This window comes from Streptomyces sp. NPDC048473 (assembly GCF_043200155.1).
Classification (GTDB): domain Bacteria; phylum Actinomycetota; class Actinomycetes; order Streptomycetales; family Streptomycetaceae; genus Streptomyces.
The window spans coordinates 60845-77517 of the sequence record NZ_JBICXE010000014.1; the positions used below are offsets into that span (position 1 = coordinate 60845).

Consider the following 16673-nt stretch of genomic DNA (forward strand, 5'->3'; position numbering starts at 1 on the left):
GGTCATGTCATCCGTGTTGACCGATCTCTGCCGGTATCCGATCGTGCAGGCCCCGATGGCGGGTGGTGTGTCCTGTCCGCAGCTCGTCGCGGCCGTCGCCGATGCGGGCGGACTGGGCTTCCTCGCCGCCGGGTACAAGACGGCGGACGGCATGTACAACGAGATCAAACAGGTGCGCGGGCTGACCGGTCAGCCGTTCGGCGTCAATCTCTTCATGCCGCAGCCGGGTCTCGCCGACCCGAGCGCCGTCGAGGTGTACCGGCATCAGCTCGCCGGTGAGGCCGCCTGGTACGAGACCCCGCTCGACGACCCGGACTCCAGCGGCGGTGACGACGGCTACGAGGCCAAGCTCGCCATCCTCCTGGACGACCCGGTCCCGGCCGTCTCGTTCACCTTCGGCTGCCCGACCCGCGACACCCTCGACGCGTTCGCCGGCGTGGGCACGTACACCGTCGTGACGGTCACCACGCCCGAGGAGGCCCAGGCCGCGCAGTGGGCGGGCGCCGACGCGGTCTGTGTCCAGGGCATAGAGGCGGGCGGCCACCAGTCCACCCACCGCGACGACCCGCAGACCGACGGCACCGGGATCGGACTGCTCTCCCTGGTGTCCCAGGTCCGCGAGACCGTTCAGGTGCCGGTCATCGCCGCGGGCGGGCTGATGCGCGGGGCGCAGATTGCCGCGGTGCTCGCCGCGGGTGCCCAGGCGGCGCAGCTCGGCACGGCGTTCCTCATCTGCCCCGAGTCCGGGGCGAATCTGCTGCACAAGCAGGCACTGACCAACCCGCTGTTCGTACGGACCGCCCTGACTCGGGCGTTCTCCGGCCGCCCGGCTCGCGGCCTGGTCAACCGCTTCATGCGCGAGCACGGTCCGTACGCCCCCGCCGCCTACCCGCAGGTCCACTATCTGACGGCCGGGCTGCGCAAGGCGGCAGCAAAGGCCGGGGACGCCCAGGGCATGGCACTGTGGGCGGGGCAGGGGCATCGGATGGCACGCGAGCTGCCCGCCGGCCGGCTGGTCGGACTGCTCGCCGAAGAACTGGACGCCGCACGGGCGGCAGTGAGCACAGGGAGTACGCAGTGACCGCACCGGTCTTCGTCGTCGAACAGGTCCCCGACGGGCCCGAGTTCGTCCTGGAAGGACCCGAGGGACGGCACGCCGTATCGGTGAAGCGGCTGCACGCCGGTGAGGACGTCGTGCTGACGGACGGCCAAGGCCGTTGGACGGAAGGCGTCGTCAGGACCGCCGAGGGCAAGGACCGGCTCGTGGTCGCCGGCCTGGCGACGGCCCACGAGGAGCCGTGGCCCACACCCCGTATCACCGTCGTACAGGCCCTGCCCAAGGGTGATCGCGGCGAGGTCGCCGTCGAGACGATGACGGAGACCGGTGTCGACGCGATCGTGCCCTGGCAGGCATCGCGCTGCATCACGCAGTGGAAGGGCGACCGCGGCCTCAAGTCCCTCGCGAAATGGCGCAACACCGCCCGGGAAGCGGGCAAGCAGTCGCGCCGGGTGCGCTTCCCCGAGGTGGCGGACGCACTGACGACCAATCAGGTTGCCGCACTTCTGGCCACGGCGGACTTCGCCGCCGTCCTGCACGAGGACCGGGGCTACGACAGTGAGCCGCTGGCCACCGTCCAGCTCCCCACCCAGGGCGAGATCGTGCTGGTCGTCGGCCCCGAGGGCGGTGTGTCGCCGGACGAACTGGCGGCCTTCGCCGCGGCGGGCGCCCGGACCTGCCGGCTCGGAACGTCCGTCCTGCGCACCTCGACGGCGGGCACGGCGGCGACGGCACTGCTGCTGGGGCGCACAGGCCGCTGGGCGTAAGCCCCCTCTGCCGGGGCGCACAGGCCGCTGGGCGTAAGCCCCCTCCGGCGCGCCTGCGCCGCCCCGTTGTGGCCGCAAGCCGTCTACCGCTCCGTGGGGGAACGGTGGGAAGCTGCCCGTATGGGGACATCAAGGGCATGGGGTCAGGGAAGAACCCGTCGCTTTCTGGCCGCGTCCGCACTCGCGGGCGCGGCGGTCGCAGGTGTCGTGGCCTGTGAGCCGACGGGCAGCCTGAACTCCGCATCCATCGCTGTGACCACCGACCTGACCGGCACCAGCGCCCTGGAGCGCAACGGCGTCGATGTGCAGTGGCTGAACTGCACGGCGGACATCGACGGGGACCGAGTCCGGGGCGCCTCGCCCTCCGCCTCCGCACACCTGATCGCGGACGTCGACTGCACCGGAAGGACCAAGAACGGCAAGGACATCGCGATCACCGGCAAGGTCACCCAGGAGCTCGACGGGCGGTGTGTGCGGGGGGACCTGACCGCGAAGACCGGCGGGAAGGTCGTCTTCCGGGCAGATGTGCTCGGCAACTGCAACGCCGCCCCGTCGACCGCCGGGGCGAATCCGCCCCCGGGCGGCGGCAGTGGCGGCGCCCGCCCGACGGTCACCGTGACGGTCACGGTGACCGAATCGCCCCTGGGTAAGTGAGTGTGTCCGACACACAACCATCCGGCGGACTCCGGCCAACCCAGTTCCGTGGAGCACGCCAGCGGCCTAGGGTGATCGATGTGACGCAGCCTGCCTACCTCCGATACCCCCATGTTCAGGGCGATTTGATCGCCTTCACCGCCGAGGACGATGTCTGGCTGGCGCCGCTGGACGGCGGCCGAGCCTGGCGTGTCAGCGCCGACAACCGACCTGTCACCAACCCGCGGATATCTCCCGACGGAACCCGCGTCGCCTGGACGTCCACCCGGGACGGGGTGCCCGAAGTGCACGTCGCACCGGTCGACGGCGGCCCCTCCAAGCGGCTCACGTACTGGGGCGACGCACGGACCTCCGTACGCGGCTGGACGCCCGAGGGCCACGTACTGGTCATCAGCACCCAGGGACAGGCGTCGCTGCGGCGCAGCTGGGCCAGGGCCGTCCCGGTCGACGGCGGGCCCGCGCGGACCCTGCCGTACGGGCCGGTCGGCTCCCTCGCGTACGGGCCCGGCGGACGGGTCCTGCTGCTCGCGGCCACCATGGGGCGCGAGGCCGCCACCTGGAAGCGCTACCGGGGCGGTACCGCGGGCAAGTTGTGGATCGCGGAGGAGGGCGCGAGCGACGGCCCGGCGGAGTTCGTACGGCTTCACGAGGACATCGACGGGAACATCGAGTCCCCGATGTGGGTGGGTGACCGCGTCGCCTTCCTCTCGGACCACGAAGGTGTGGGCGCGCTCTACTCCTCGCTCCCCGACGGCTCGGACCTGCGCCGCCATACCGGGATCGAAGGGTTCTACGCCCGCCACGCGACCACCGACGGCACCCGCGTCGGCTACGCCTCGGCCGGTGAACTCTGGCTGCTGGACGACCTCGAAGGTGCCGAGCCCCGCCGCATCGGCATCCGGCTCGGCGGCCAGCGCGCCGACCTCCAGCCCCACTCGGTGCACGCCGGCAGCAACCTCGATTCCGCGTCCCCGGACCGTACGGGCCGCGGCAGCGCCGTCGGAACGCGCGGCGCCGTCCACTGGGTCACCCACCGCGAGGGCCCGGCCCGGGCGCTCGCCGTCGAACCGGGCGTACGGGCCAGGCTGCCCCGCACCTTCCAGGCCGACGGCGACCAGCACGTCGTCTGGGTCACCGACGCCGAGGGCGACGACGCACTGGAATGCGCACCCGCCACCGGCACCGCACCGGGCGCCGTACCGCGCCGCCTCGCCGCGGGCCGTATCGGCAGGGTCCTCGACCTGGAAGCGGCCCCGGACGGCAGCCGGTTCGCCGTCGCCGCGCACGACGGGCGGGTGCTGATCGTCGAGCGGGAGAGCGGCGAGGTCCACGAGGTGGACCGCAGCGAGCACGGCGACGCCTCGGGCCTCGTCTTCTCGCCCGACTCCTCCTGGCTCGCCTGGTCGCACCCCGGGCCCGAGCCGCTCAGGCAGCTCAAGCTCGCGCACCTCGCCGATCTCTCGGTCGCCGAGGCCACCCCGCTGCGCTTCCGGGACTTCGCCCCCGCGTTCACCACCGACGGCAAGCACCTCGCGTTCCTCTCTGAGCGGTCCTTCGACCCGGTCTACGACGCCCATGTCTTCGACCTGGCGTTCATCGGCGCCTGCCGTCCGCATCTGCTGACGCTCGCCGCCACCACGCCCTCCCCGTTCGGGCCGCAGCGCCACGGGCGCCCGACCGAGAAGGAGAAGAGCGGCGAGAGCGAGGACAACCCGACCGCGCTGCCCGTCACCCGGATCGACCTCGACGGACTCGCCGACCGGATCGTGCCGCTGCCCGTCGAGGCCGCCAGCTACTCCACGCTGCGCGCCGCGAAGGACGGGCTGCTGTGGCTGAGCCACCCGGTGACCGGAGTGCTCGGTACGAGCGGCGCCACGCCCGACGCCCGCGGGCCCGAGACCGTACTCGAACGGTACGACCTGGAGAAGCTGCGCTGCGAGGAACTCGCCTCGGACGTCGGCGGCTTCGCGGTCAGCGGCGACGGCAAGCGGATCGTCCTGCACACCCGGGGCAAGCTGCGCGTCGTACCGTCCGACAGCCGTGTCCCGGCCGGTGACGACGACCACGACGGCGGCAGCGACAGCAGCGTCACGGTCGACCTCTCCCGGATCCGCCGGACCCTCGACCCGGCCGCCGAGTGGCGCCAGATGTACGACGAGGCCGGGCGCATCATGCGGGACAACTTCTGGCGCCCCGACATGGCCGGCATCGACTGGGACGGAGTCCTGGACCGATACCGCCCGGTGCTGGAGCGCGTCGCCACCCATGACGACCTGATCGACCTGCTGTGGGAGGTGCAGGGCGAGCTCGGCACCTCGCACGCCTATGTGACGCCGACCGGCGGATGGCGCGACGACTCGGCCCGGCAGGGGCTGCTCGGCGCGGACATCTCCCGTACGGACGAGGGCAGCTGGCGCATCGACCGGATCCTGCCGTCCGAGACCTCCGACCCGGCGGCCCGCTCGCCGCTCGCCGCACCCGGCGTGGCGGTACGCGTCGGGGACGCGATCCTCGCCGTCGACGGGCACCCCGTCGACCCGGTGGCCGGGCCCGGACCGCTGCTCACCGGCTCGGCCGGCAAACCGGTCGAGCTGACCGTCTCACCGGTGGACGGCGGCGACCCGCGCCATGTCGTCGTCGTACCGGTCGCCGACGAGGAGGCGCTGCGCTACCACGCGTGGGTCGCCGACCGTCGGGCCTACGTCCACGAGCACTCCGGCGGACGCCTCGGTTACCTCCATGTCCCCGACATGGTCGGCTCGGGCTGGGCGCAGCTCCACCGCGATCTGCGGATCGAAGTGGCCCGCGAGGGGCTGGTCGTGGACGTCCGGGAGAACCGGGGCGGCCACACCTCGCAGCTGATCGTGGAGAAGCTCGCCCGGCGCATCGTCGGCTGGGACATGCCGCGCGGCATGCAGCCGTACAGCTACCCGGAGGACGCGCCGCGCGGCCCCGTGGTGGCCGTCGCCAACGAGTTCTCCGGCTCGGACGGCGACATCGTGAACGCTGCGATCAAGGCGTTGCGCATCGGGCCGGTGGTCGGTACGCGCACCTGGGGCGGGGTGATCGGCATCGACAGCCGGTACAAGCTCGTGGACGGGACGTCGGTCACCCAGCCCAAGTACGCGTTCTGGTTCGAGGGTTACGGCTGGGGTGTGGAGAACCACGGGGTCGATCCCGATGTCGAGGTCGTGATGGCGCCGCAGGATCATGCTGCGGGGCGGGATCCGCAGCTGGACGAGGCGATCCGGATCGCGCTCGCGTCGCTGGCGGAAACCCCGGCGAAGCGGGCGCCGGAGCGGCCGGGGGCTTAGGGGTGCGCCGGGGGCTTGGCCCCCGGACTCCCGCTCCTCGATCGCCGGAGGCGCTTGATTTTGCCGGGTGCGGCGTGAATTTCAGCCTCGCCGGCGTTTGAGGAGCGGGTACTACCGGGGGCTCCGCCCCCGGTAGTACCCGCCAGCTAGCATGCCCGTACAACGATCACCACCGACCGAGGAGCCACCCCATGGCGGGAGAACCGCAGCCCGACTGCCTGTTCTGCAAGATCGTCTCGGGTGACATCCCGGCAACCATCGTCCGGGAGACCGAAACCACCGTCGCCTTCCGGGACATCAACCCGCAGGCCCCCACCCACGTACTCATCATCCCCCGCGTCCACCACCCGGACGCCGCCGCCCTCGCCGCCGCCGAGCCGGGGATCGCCGCCGACATACTGCGCGAGGCCGGACACATCGCGGCCGACGAGAAGATCGTGGACAGCGGCTACCGGGTCGTTTTCAACACCGGCTCCGGCGCCGGCCAGACCGTCTTCCACGCACACGCCCACGTCCTGGGCGGCCGCGGACTGCAGTGGCCCCCCGGCTAGAACGGTCGATCGCACACCATGTCCGTACGCGAACTCGTGGTCCTCGGCACCGCCAGCCAGGTCCCGACCAGGCACCGCAATCACAACGGCTATCTGCTCCGCTGGGACGGCGAGGGCATCCTCTTCGACCCCGGTGAGGGCACCCAGCGCCAGATGCTGCGGGCCGGCGTCGCCGCGCACGACATCGACCGGATCTGCGTCACGCACTTCCACGGCGACCACTCGCTCGGCCTGGCCGGGGTGATCCAGCGGATCAACCTCGACCAGGTCCCGCACCCGGTCACCGCGCACTACCCGGCGAGCGGACAGCACTTCTTCGAGCGGCTGCGGTACGCGACCGCCTACCGCGAGTCCGTCGAGCTGACCGAGGCACCGGTCGCCGCCGACGGGGTGCTCGCCACCACGGACGCGTACACGCTCAGCAGCCACCGGCTCTCGCACCCCGTCGAGTCGTACGGCTACCGGCTCGTCGAGCCCGACGGGCGCCGCATGCTGCCCGCGAAACTTGCCGAGCACGGCATCAAGGGGCCGGACGTCGGCCGGATCCAGCGCGAGGGCGCCCTCGGCGGTGTCACGCTCGACGATGTCTCCGAGCGCAGGCGCGGGCAGCGGTTCGCGTTCATCATGGACACAAGGCTCTGCGACGGCGTGCACGTACTCGCCGAGGGATGCGACCTGCTGGTCATCGAGTCGACCTTCCTCGACGAGGACGAACGACTCGCCACGGACCACGGCCATCTGACCGCCGGCCAGGCGGCCCGGGTGGCCCGGGACGCGGGCGTACGGCACCTCGTGCTGACGCATTTCTCGCAGCGGTACGACGACCCGGCCCTCTTCGAGGCCCAGGCCCGCGCCGCAGGGTTCGAGGGCGAACTGACCGTCGCCCGGGACCTCAGCCGGGTTCCCGTGCCCACCCGGCACCTCTGAAACACATCAGCACCACCATTTGTGAGCGTGAAAAACCCGTGCACCTCCCCAAAGCCGAACTCCACCTCCACATCGAAGGAACCCTCGAACCCGAGCTGGCCTTCGCGCTCGCCGAACGCAACGGCGTGCAGCTGCCGTACGCGAACACCGAAGAGCTCCGCACCGCCTATCTCTTCGACGATCTGCAGACCTTCCTCGATCTGTACTACGCCCTGATGGCGGTGCTCCGGACCGAGGAGGATTTCGAGGAGCTCGCCGACGCGTATCTCAGCCGCGCCGCCGCCCAGGGCGTCCGGCACGCGGAGATCTTCTTCGACCCGCAGGCGCACACCGCCCGCGGCGTCCCGATCGGCACCGTCGTCGAGGGGCTCGGCCGGGCGCTGGACCGCAGCGAGGAGAAGCACGGCATCTCCACCCAGCTGATCATGTGCTTCCTGCGCGACCAGTCCGCCGAGTCGGCGCTTGTGACCCTGGAGGCCGCGAAGCCGTATCTGCACCGGATCAGCGCGGTCGGCCTCGACTCGGCGGAGGTCGGGCACCCGCCCGTCAAGTTCCGTGAGGTGTACGAGGCGGCCGGGGCGCTCGGGCTGCGCAAGGTCGCCCATGCCGGCGAGGAGGGCCCGCCCGAGTACATCCGGGAGGCCCTGGACGTCCTCGGGGCCGAGCGCATCGACCACGGGCTGCGCTGCATGGAGGACGCGGACCTGGTGAAGCGGCTGGCCGCCGACCGGGTGCCGCTCACCCTCTGCCCGCTGTCCAACGTACGGCTGCGCGCCATCGACACCCTGGAGGAGCACCCGCTGCCGGCCATGATGGCCGCCGGACTGCTCTGCACGGTGAACTCCGACGACCCCGCCTACTTCGGCGGATACGTCGGGGACACCTTCCACGCCGTCCACGAGGCGCTCGGCCTGGACCACGAGCAGCTGCGCACACTGGCCCGCAACTCCTTCGAGGCGGCCTTCCTCGACCACGACGAGGAGCGCAGGGCGCGCTATCTGGCCGAGGTCGAGGCGTACGAGTTCGACTGACCGGCACCGCCCGACGGGCCGGCCGTCCGGAACGCGTTCCTGCTCAGGCGCCTGCGGCGCAGCGCGGGCAGGCTGATCTCCATGACGGCCTGCTCGGGCGCGCCCAGCCTGGGTACGGCACCGGGCACCGCTCCGGTGGTGACGGCGAGCAGCGCGGCCGGGGCGCCGCCCCTGCGGCGCACCGATCCCGGCACCAGCGGACGGCCACCGGTGTGCAGGGCGACGGCCGTGACCGGGGCCGCGACCAGGAGCGTGACGGCGCCCAGGATCAGGCCCATGACCGGGTAGCCGGCCTGCTCGGACAGCACACTGCCGAGGACCGGTCCGCAGGCCACCCCGACGGATGAGGTGGAGCCCGCCAGGACCGCCCAGCGGCCCCGTACGTCCAGGGAAGCGGCCAGGCCGATCAGATACGACAGGACCACCGGGTAGATGGTGTTCCACAGGATCTCGCCGGTCGCGAACGAACCGAGATTCCCGGCCGACGAGCTGAGCACGATGCTCACCGCGATGATCACGGTGCCCAGACCGATCGGCACCGCCCGGCCGAGCCTGGCGCCCAGCACCCCGGCGCCCAGCACCCCGAGCAGACCCGCGCCGAGCGCGGCGGCGAACACCGCGCCGACGGTGACCTCGCAGAGCCCGGCCTGGACCACGCCGATCCGGCCGCTGACTCCCCACAGCGCGTTCTGCGCCATGGACCAGACGAGCATTCCGCCCGCCAGCACCAGACCGGAACGGCGGTGCGGCAGCCGGCCGGCGACGGGGGCGGCGGCGGTGCCGCTGGGTGCGGCGCTGCCGAGCCGTGCGGTGGCCGGCCAGACGAGCAGGGCGGCCAGGGCGATCGAGGCGAACGGCAGCCGGTGGCCGCCGCCGAGGTGCGGGATCGTCAGATAGAGGGCGCCCGCCGTCGCGGAGACGCTGAGCAGCCCGAGCGACGAGGTCCGGTGCGGATCGCGCTGGGCGGCGATGCCCGCCGCGGCGACCGCGGTCGCCGTACCGGAGCCGAAGCCGCCGATCATCGCGCCCATGACCACCAGCGGCACGGAACCCGCCAGCGCGGCGCAGCCGTACCCCACCATGGCCAGCCCCAGTCCGATCCGGGCCGGCCTTCGCGGCCCGTACGTCTCGACCCGGCCCGCCAGCGTGAACCCGGCGGTCGCCGAGCTCAGCAGCAGGGCGCTGCCCACCAGACCGGCCTGGGCCGTACTGAGGCCCAGATGGACGGAGAGCCGCCCGACGATGGTGGGGAGCAGATAGGCGGCGAGGTAACCGGCGGTGAACACGGCGACCAGGGGCCACGCGGCGCGAGGGCGCGAGGACATGGGCGTTCCTGAAGACATGCCGAAGGAGGCAGAGAAGGCAGGGGAGGGCAATGCGGGAAATACGGGGGGAGGCGGGGCACACGTCGGCAACTGTTGCCGACGGGGCTCGCGGGCCAATTTGTATCAACTGCTTCCGGGTGGCCGAAAGGTGCCCCTGCGTGATCTGGGCCACATGCGCGTTTGCCCTCCGACCATGCGGGTAGCAGTGAGTGTTTATGCAGGTCAACGTCTGTATGTGCGAGGTCGCCACCAGCCCTCCGGAAGTGGCGGCGCGGACCCTCCTGTTGCGGAGGGGAATCGGGCACACTGGCCAGATCTGCCACGACCGGGGAGTGCAAGGTGAGCACAGACATTCCAGGCATCGACCCACTGGACGGGCTGCGCGCCCCGCAGGACCCGGACTGCGACGTCTTCCTCACCGGCACGGTCTTCCTCGACATCATCTTCACCGGCCTGGACAGCGCCCCGGTGCGCGGTACCGAGTCCTGGGCGCGCGGCATGGGCTCCAGCCCCGGCGGGGTCGCCAACATGGCCACCGCGCTGGCCCGGCTGGGACTGCACACCTCACTGGCCGCGGCGTTCGGCGACGACCACTACGGGGAGTACTGCTGGGACGCTCTGGAACAGGGCGAGGGCATCGACCTGTCCATGTCGCACACCGTCCCCGGCTGGCACTCGCCGGTGACCGTCTCGATGGCGTACGAGGGCGAGCGGACGATGGTCTCGCACGGCCACGAGGCCCCGGGCCCCGCGGGCACCTCCGGCGCCGCGATCCCCGCCGAGGAGCCCGTGTTCCCGAGCTGCCCGCCCCGCGCCCGGGCCGCCATCGCCTCGCTCGTCCCCGGCCGCAGCGAGCCCTGGGTCGCCAAGGCGGCCAGGAACGGCGCCCGGATCTTCGCCGATGTCGGCTGGGACGAGACGGGCCGCTGGGACCTGGACGCCCTCACCGACCTGGAGCACTGCCAGGCCTTCCTCCCCAACGCCGAGGAGGCCATGCGTTACACCCGCACCGACTGCCCGCGCGCCGCCGCCCATGCCCTGGCCGAGCGGGTGCCGCTCGCCGTGGTCACCCTGGGCGCGGAGGGCGCGTACGCGGTGGACGCGGCGACCGGGGCGAGCGCCGTGGTGCCCGCGATCGAGGTCGAGGCCCTCGACCCGACCGGGGCGGGCGATGTCTTCGTCGCCGGATTCGTCACCGGCACCCTGGCGGACTGGCCGCTGGCCGACCGGCTGGCTTTCGCCGGACTCACCGCGGCGCTCTCGGTGCAGGAGTTCGGCGGATCGCTGTCGGCGCCGGACTGGGAGGAGATCGCCGCCTGGTGGCAGCAGGTACGCACCTTCGCCGACCAGGACCCGGCGGCGCTCCAGCGGTACGCGTTCCTGGAGGAACTGCTGCCCGCCGCCGCCCGGCCGTGGCCGCTGCGCCGGGCCGTCCCGACAATCGGCTTCCGCCGCCCGGCATAGGCCCTGTCCGACCCTGATCCGCCGGACAGGCCCCAACCCGGAGGCACATGTGTTCGCAGCGTGTGCGAAAAAGACCTCGGTGTTGTCGGTGCGGAGTCGTACGCTTGGTAATCCAGAGGTTGTCGATCGGCGAGAACCTTGCAACGGGAGGTATGTGCAGGCCACAGAGCCGGCCCATGACTCAGACACCCACAGCCCAGACCCCCGCGCCGGGGCAGGCGCGAGCCCACTTCACCGTTCCGGCCAAGCATCCGATGGTGACCGTTCTGGGCTCAGGTGACGCCCTGCTGCGCGTGATCGAAACGGCCTTCCCGGCGGCCGACATCCATGTCCGGGGAAACGAGGTCAGCGCCGCCGGAGACGCGACGGAAGTCGCCCTGATCCAGCGCCTGTTCGACGAGATGATGCTGGTGCTCCGCACCGGTCAGCCGATGACGGAGGACGCAGTGGAACGCTCGATCGCCATGCTCAGGGCGAGTGAGAGCGGCGAGGGGGACGGTCCGGAGACGCCGGCCGAGGTGCTCACCCAGAACATCCTCTCCAGCCGCGGTCGCACGATCCGCCCCAAGACGCTCAACCAGAAGCGGTACGTCGACGCCATCGACAAGCACACGATCGTGTTCGGCATCGGCCCCGCAGGCACCGGCAAGACCTATCTCGCCATGGCGAAGGCGGTCCAGGCCCTGCAGTCCAAGCAGGTCAACCGGATCATCCTGACCCGTCCCGCCGTCGAGGCGGGCGAGCGGCTCGGCTTCCTGCCGGGCACGCTCTACGAGAAGATCGACCCGTATCTGCGCCCGCTCTACGACGCGCTGCACGACATGCTCGACCCCGACTCGATCCCGCGGCTGATGGCGGCGGGCACGATCGAGGTGGCGCCCCTGGCGTACATGCGTGGCCGCACGCTCAACGACGCGTTCATCATTCTCGACGAGGCACAGAACACCAGCGCCGAGCAGATGAAGATGTTCCTGACCCGGCTCGGCTTCGACTCGAAGATCGTCATCACCGGTGACGTCACCCAGGTCGACCTGCCGAACGGGACCAAGAGCGGTCTGCGCCAGGTCCAGGACATCCTGGACGGCGTCGAGGACGTGCACTTCTCCCGGCTCACCTCCCAGGATGTCGTCCGGCACAAGCTGGTCGGCCGTATCGTCGACGCGTACGAGAAGTACGACAGCCGAGACAGCCACAACGGGAAGTAGTCGCAGCGCACCATGTCGATCGACGTCAACAACGAGTCCGGAACCGAGGTCGACGAGCAGGCGATCCTCGACATCGCCCGCTACGCGCTCGCACGGATGCGGATCCACCCGCTCTCCGAACTCTCGGTGATCGTGGTGGACACCGACGCCATGGAGCAGCTCCACATCCAGTGGATGGACCTGCCGGGGCCCACGGATGTCATGTCCTTCCCGATGGACGAACTCCGTCCGCCGTCCAAGGACGACGAGGAGCCCCCGCAGGGGCTCCTCGGTGACATTGTGCTCTGCCCGGAGGTCGCCAAGAAGCAGGGCGAGGACGCGGAGACCCAGCACTCCATGGACGAGGAGCTCCAGCTCCTCACCGTCCACGGAGTGCTGCATCTCCTCGGGTACGACCACGAGGAGCCGGACGAGAAGGCCGAGATGTTCGGCCTCCAGGCCGCGATCGTCGACGGCTGGCGCGCCGAGCACGGCCTGACCGGTCCGTCGCCCGCCCCCACCGTGTCGTGAGCGTTCCCCTCGTCCTGGGTGCTGTCCTGCTGGTCGTCATAGGCTGGCTGGCGGCCTGTGCGGAGGCGGGCATCGCCCGTACGTCGAGCTTCCGGGCCGCCGAGGCGGTCCGCTCCGGGCGGCGCGGCAGCCAGAAGCTGGAACAGGTCGCGGCGGATCCGACGCGCTATCTCAATGTCGCCCTGCTGGTGCGGGTCGCCTGCGAGATGTCGGCCGGTGTGCTTGTCACGTACGCCTGTCTGAAGGAGTTCCCGGAGACCTGGGAGGCGCTGGCCGTCGCCATGGCCGTGATGGTCCTCGTCTCCTATGTCGCCATCGGTGTGTCGCCGCGCACCATCGGCCGCCAGCACCCGCTGAACACGGCCACGGCAGCGGCGTACGTCCTGCTGCCGCTGGCCAGGGTCATGGGCCCGATCCCGCAGCTGCTGATCCTCATCGGCAATGCGCTGACGCCGGGCAAGGGGTTCCGCAAGGGACCGTTCGCCAGCGAGGCCGAACTGAGGGCGATGGTCGATCTCGCCGAGCAGGAGTCGCTGATCGAGGACGAGGAGCGCCGCATGGTGCACTCCGTCTTCGAGCTCGGTGACACGCTCGTACGCGAGGTCATGGTGCCGCGGACCGACCTGGTCTGCATCGAGCGCTACAAGACGATCCGGCAGGCGCTGACCCTGGCGCTGCGCTCCGGCTTCTCGCGGATCCCCGTCACCGGGGAGAACGAGGACGACATCGTCGGCATCGTGTACCTCAAGGACCTGGTCCGCAAGACGCACATCAACCGCGAGTCGGAGGCCGATCTGGTCTCCACGGCGATGCGGCCCGCGGCGTTCGTGCCCGACACGAAGAACGCCGGCGATCTGCTGCGCGAGATGCAGCAGGACCGCAGCCATGTCGCCGTCGTGATCGACGAGTACGGCGGTACGGCGGGCATCGTCACCATCGAGGACATCCTCGAAGAGATCGTCGGTGAGATCACCGACGAGTACGACCGCGAACTCCCGCCCGTCCAGGGGCTGGAGCACGGCTGCTTCCGGGTGACCGCGCGCCTCGACATCGGCGACCTCGGGGATCTGTTCGGCCTCGACGAGTACGACGACGAGGATGTGGAAACGGTCGGCGGACTGCTTGCGAAGGCGCTGGGCCGGGTGCCGATCGCCGGGGCGTCGTCGGTCGTCGACCTGCCCGACGGCCGTCGGCTCCGGCTGACGGCGGAGTCCCCGGCGGGTCGCCGGAACAAGATCGTCACGGTGCTGGTGGAGCCCGTGGGGCCGGAGGGGGTGGGCGCGGGGTGACTCCGCAGCAGCTGAGGGCGTTCTGCCTGGAGTTCAACGCGAGTGTGGAGGAGTTCCCGTTCGGGCCGGAGACGTCCGTCTTCAAGGTGCTCGGCAAGATGTTCGCGCTCAGCACGCTGGACGCGCGTCCGCTGACGGTGAACCTCAAGTGCGATCCGGACGAGGCGGTGCGGCTGCGGGAGGAGTACGACGCGGTGGTGCCGGGCTGGCACATGAACAAGCGGCACTGGAACACGGTGACGGTGTCCGGGGTGCCGGACCGGGTGCTCCGTGAGCTGATCGAGGACTCCTACGACCTGGTGGTGGCGGGGTTGCCGAAGGCGGAGCGGTTGAGGCTGGACCGGGCGTAGGTCCCTGCTGGGGTGGGGCGCCTGCGGCGGGCTTGTTCCCCTACCCGTCCTTTCCCGAACCGGGGCTCCGCCCCGGACCCCGCGCCTCAAACGCCGGCGAGGCCGAGAAGTAAGCCCCTTTGGCGATCGAGGAGCGGGGGCCCGGAGGTGGTGCCCGCAGTTACGGGAAGGGGCGGGGCGGGGAACAGGCCCCCCCGGTTCGTATGCTCGGCACATGACTGAGAGCACCGACCTCGGCCCCGAGGACCGCAAGATCGTCACGCTGGCGCGCAGCGCCCGCGCCCGCAACGGTGTCCCGGAGGGCGCGGCCGTGCGGGACGAGACCGGACGTACGTATGTCGCGGGCACCGTGCAGCTGAAGTCGCTGAAGCTCAGCGCGCTGCAGACCGCCGTGGCGATGGCCGTGGCCAGCGGCGCCACCTCGCTGGAGGCGGCCGCGGTCGTCTCCGAGGCGCAGACTCCGTCGGACGCGGACCGCGCCGCGGTACGGGACCTGGGCGGCCCGGACACACCGGTCCTGCTCGCCGGACCCGACGGCACGCTGCGGGTCAGCGTGACAGCGGGCTGACGCCGACAGAATCCACACACCGTGTGCGAACGCCCCGCGCCCCACCGGCGCGGGGCGTTCGCACACCATGTGAGAGGAATGCGGATCTTGACAGCATCTGATGGTCCATCAGTCAGCGCATTTCGCTTCCATTGACTTCTTTTCGGCCGGAGTCGTCAATGGCCCCCTGTCGGCGCAGAAGAGCCGCTGCGCCGCATCCGGCAGGAGGGGCTCCATGCATCCGACCGTTCGAAGAATCAGCCTGCGAAGATCCGATGCCCGAGGGCGTCCCCGGCGTGGCCGCCGCTGGGCCGCCGCGCTGGGCGTGGGCGCGCTCGTCGTAGCCGGGGGAGGGGGACTCGCAGGTCCCGCGCAGGCCATGGTGACGGCCTCCGTGCCGGTGGACTTCCCCACCCACTGCATTCCGCCGGCCATCGCGGGCATCCCGCCGATCGACGGGACGACGAAAGCCGAGATCACCGTCGACAACGCCGCCCCGAAGGTGGGCGACACGGTCACGGTCACGTACACCGTCGTCAAACCGGCCGCGGGCAACCCGGTCGACCTGGCACTGCCCGCCGACATCATGACGCCGACCGGCAAGGTCACCGTCGGCGGTGCGCAGTCCGCGAGCGTCACCGTCGCGGGCCCGAAGAAGAACGACCCCGTACCCGGCAAGGGCGACTTCCCGTCGTTCTCGATGACCGGCACCTTCACGGTCACCACGCCCGGTCAGATCACGCTGTCGCCCGGCGACTACAACATCCACACCAGCTACATCATGGAACTGGACACCCCCTGCACGGTGACGGACCCGCCCGCCCCCGTCTCCGAGACGATCATCGCGACGGACGGCGGCGGCCAGGTCAACGAGCGCGCCATCCAGCTCGGGACCGCATCCGGCAAGGCGGGCGACCCGGTCACCGTGACCGGGTGGAAGTTCACCGCCGGCGCGGACATCACGCTCGCGGGCCGGGCCGGTGACACCCAGACCGCCGACACGGCCACCGTCAAGGCGGACGGCTCCGGCGGATTCAGCGCACAACTCACCGTCGACGATCCGGCGACCACCGGCATCGTCGCCTACGAGGGCGGCAGCTGGGACGCGGCCAAGGGCGCGGGCCCGCAGGCCTACACCGTCACCGGCGGCGGCGAGATCCCGGACGGCAGCCAGCAGCTCAACTCGTCCGTCAAGGCCGGCACGCTGTCCATGGTCCAGGCCGGGGACACCGTCGAGATGTCGGCGGTCGACTTCGGGAAGGGCGGCGCCTCCCGCGGCTCCCTGCAGACGGTGACGGTCGAGGACTACCGCGGCGGCCCCGCCGGCTGGTCCCTGACCGGAAAGGTCACCGACTTCAAGGGCCCCGGCGGCGCGACGATCGGCGCATCCGCACTCGGCTGGACCCCGGTCTGCGCCACGAAGGCCGGCAGCCCCAGCACCTGTGCGGCCGGTTCCGAGGGACCGGTCGGCAGCGCGGGCGCCACGCTGGCGTCCACGCCGAACGGGACCTTCACCGGCGGTGAGTTCACCGTCGACGCCCGGCTCGCGCTGAACGTACCGGCGTACACCGCCCCCGGCGCGTACTCCGGCGTGCTCACCCTCACCCTCACGTGACCGAGCAGCCCCGATCAACCGGTGGACCGGGCGCGCACCCGCCCGGACCGCCCCGTCCCGAGACCAA

Annotated in this window: 15 protein-coding genes; 14 read left to right on the forward strand and 1 reads right to left on the reverse strand. The window is 71.3% G+C overall.

Features of this window, described 5'->3' with window-relative positions:
* The first annotated feature begins 4 nt into the window (after nucleotides 1–4).
* From ACGFU7_RS22650 to ACGFU7_RS22680, 7 genes are all read left to right on the forward strand, one after another.
* Entirely contained in the window at nucleotides 5–1081 is a 1077-nt protein-coding gene (locus ACGFU7_RS22650; protein WP_393697807.1) for a nitronate monooxygenase, read from the forward strand.
* Complete coding sequence (locus ACGFU7_RS22655; protein ID WP_393697808.1) at nucleotides 1078–1824, forward strand: 16S rRNA (uracil(1498)-N(3))-methyltransferase; 747 nt, start codon at nucleotides 1078–1080, stop codon at nucleotides 1822–1824. The genes ACGFU7_RS22650 and ACGFU7_RS22655 overlap by 4 nt, the downstream gene beginning before the upstream one ends.
* A 120-nt stretch (nucleotides 1825–1944) precedes the next feature.
* On the forward strand, nucleotides 1945–2478 hold the full coding sequence (locus tag ACGFU7_RS22660) for a hypothetical protein (protein ID WP_393697809.1): 534 nt from the start codon (nucleotides 1945–1947) through the stop codon (nucleotides 2476–2478).
* Between the two features lie 80 nt (nucleotides 2479–2558).
* Nucleotides 2559–5792, forward strand: a complete 3234-nt coding sequence (locus ACGFU7_RS22665; protein ID WP_393697810.1) for a S41 family peptidase — start codon at nucleotides 2559–2561, stop codon at nucleotides 5790–5792.
* Nucleotides 5793–5983: 191 nt separating this feature from the next.
* Complete coding sequence (locus tag ACGFU7_RS22670; RefSeq protein ID WP_393697811.1) at nucleotides 5984–6343, forward strand: histidine triad nucleotide-binding protein; 360 nt, start codon at nucleotides 5984–5986, stop codon at nucleotides 6341–6343.
* A gap of 18 nt (nucleotides 6344–6361) precedes the next feature.
* Entirely contained in the window at nucleotides 6362–7270 is a 909-nt protein-coding gene (locus ACGFU7_RS22675) for a ribonuclease Z (protein WP_393697812.1), read from the forward strand.
* A 38-nt stretch (nucleotides 7271–7308) separates the two neighbouring features.
* Nucleotides 7309–8301 (forward strand): adenosine deaminase, encoded by a 993-nt coding sequence (locus tag ACGFU7_RS22680; protein WP_393697813.1) that lies wholly within the window; start codon nucleotides 7309–7311, stop codon nucleotides 8299–8301.
* Here the strand turns inward: ACGFU7_RS22680 and ACGFU7_RS22685 are convergent.
* Nucleotides 8265–9626 carry an MFS transporter gene (locus ACGFU7_RS22685; RefSeq protein ID WP_393697814.1) on the reverse strand — a complete coding sequence of 454 codons (1362 nt, stop codon included), beginning with the start codon at nucleotides 9624–9626 and terminating at the stop codon, nucleotides 8265–8267. The two genes, ACGFU7_RS22680 and ACGFU7_RS22685, sit on opposite strands and share 37 nt — an antisense overlap.
* A 339-nt stretch (nucleotides 9627–9965) precedes the next feature.
* On the opposite strand from ACGFU7_RS22685, the gene ACGFU7_RS22690 reads away from it, so the two are divergent.
* From ACGFU7_RS22690 to ACGFU7_RS22720, 7 genes are all read left to right on the forward strand, one after another.
* Complete coding sequence (locus ACGFU7_RS22690; protein ID WP_393697815.1) at nucleotides 9966–11090, forward strand: carbohydrate kinase family protein; 1125 nt, start codon at nucleotides 9966–9968, stop codon at nucleotides 11088–11090.
* Between the two features lie 176 nt (nucleotides 11091–11266).
* Entirely contained in the window at nucleotides 11267–12295 is a 1029-nt protein-coding gene (locus tag ACGFU7_RS22695; protein WP_393697816.1) for a PhoH family protein, read from the forward strand.
* Nucleotides 12296–12307: 12 nt separating this feature from the next.
* Complete coding sequence (ybeY, locus tag ACGFU7_RS22700; protein WP_327275325.1) at nucleotides 12308–12805, forward strand: rRNA maturation RNase YbeY; 498 nt, start codon at nucleotides 12308–12310, stop codon at nucleotides 12803–12805.
* Nucleotides 12802–14094 (forward strand): hemolysin family protein, encoded by a 1293-nt coding sequence (locus tag ACGFU7_RS22705; protein ID WP_393697817.1) that lies wholly within the window; start codon nucleotides 12802–12804, stop codon nucleotides 14092–14094. The genes ybeY and ACGFU7_RS22705 overlap by 4 nt, the downstream gene beginning before the upstream one ends.
* Nucleotides 14091–14444, forward strand: a complete 354-nt coding sequence (locus ACGFU7_RS22710; protein WP_393697818.1) for an MmcQ/YjbR family DNA-binding protein — start codon at nucleotides 14091–14093, stop codon at nucleotides 14442–14444. Before ACGFU7_RS22705 ends, ACGFU7_RS22710 begins: the two co-directional genes overlap by 4 nt.
* A gap of 214 nt (nucleotides 14445–14658) precedes the next feature.
* On the forward strand, nucleotides 14659–15012 hold the full coding sequence (locus tag ACGFU7_RS22715; protein WP_393697819.1) for a cytidine deaminase: 354 nt from the start codon (nucleotides 14659–14661) through the stop codon (nucleotides 15010–15012).
* Nucleotides 15013–15226: 214 nt separating this feature from the next.
* Nucleotides 15227–16606 carry a beta-xylosidase gene (locus ACGFU7_RS22720; RefSeq protein ID WP_393697820.1) on the forward strand — a complete coding sequence of 460 codons (1380 nt, stop codon included), beginning with the start codon at nucleotides 15227–15229 and terminating at the stop codon, nucleotides 16604–16606.
* Nucleotides 16607–16673: the final 67 nt, after the last annotated feature.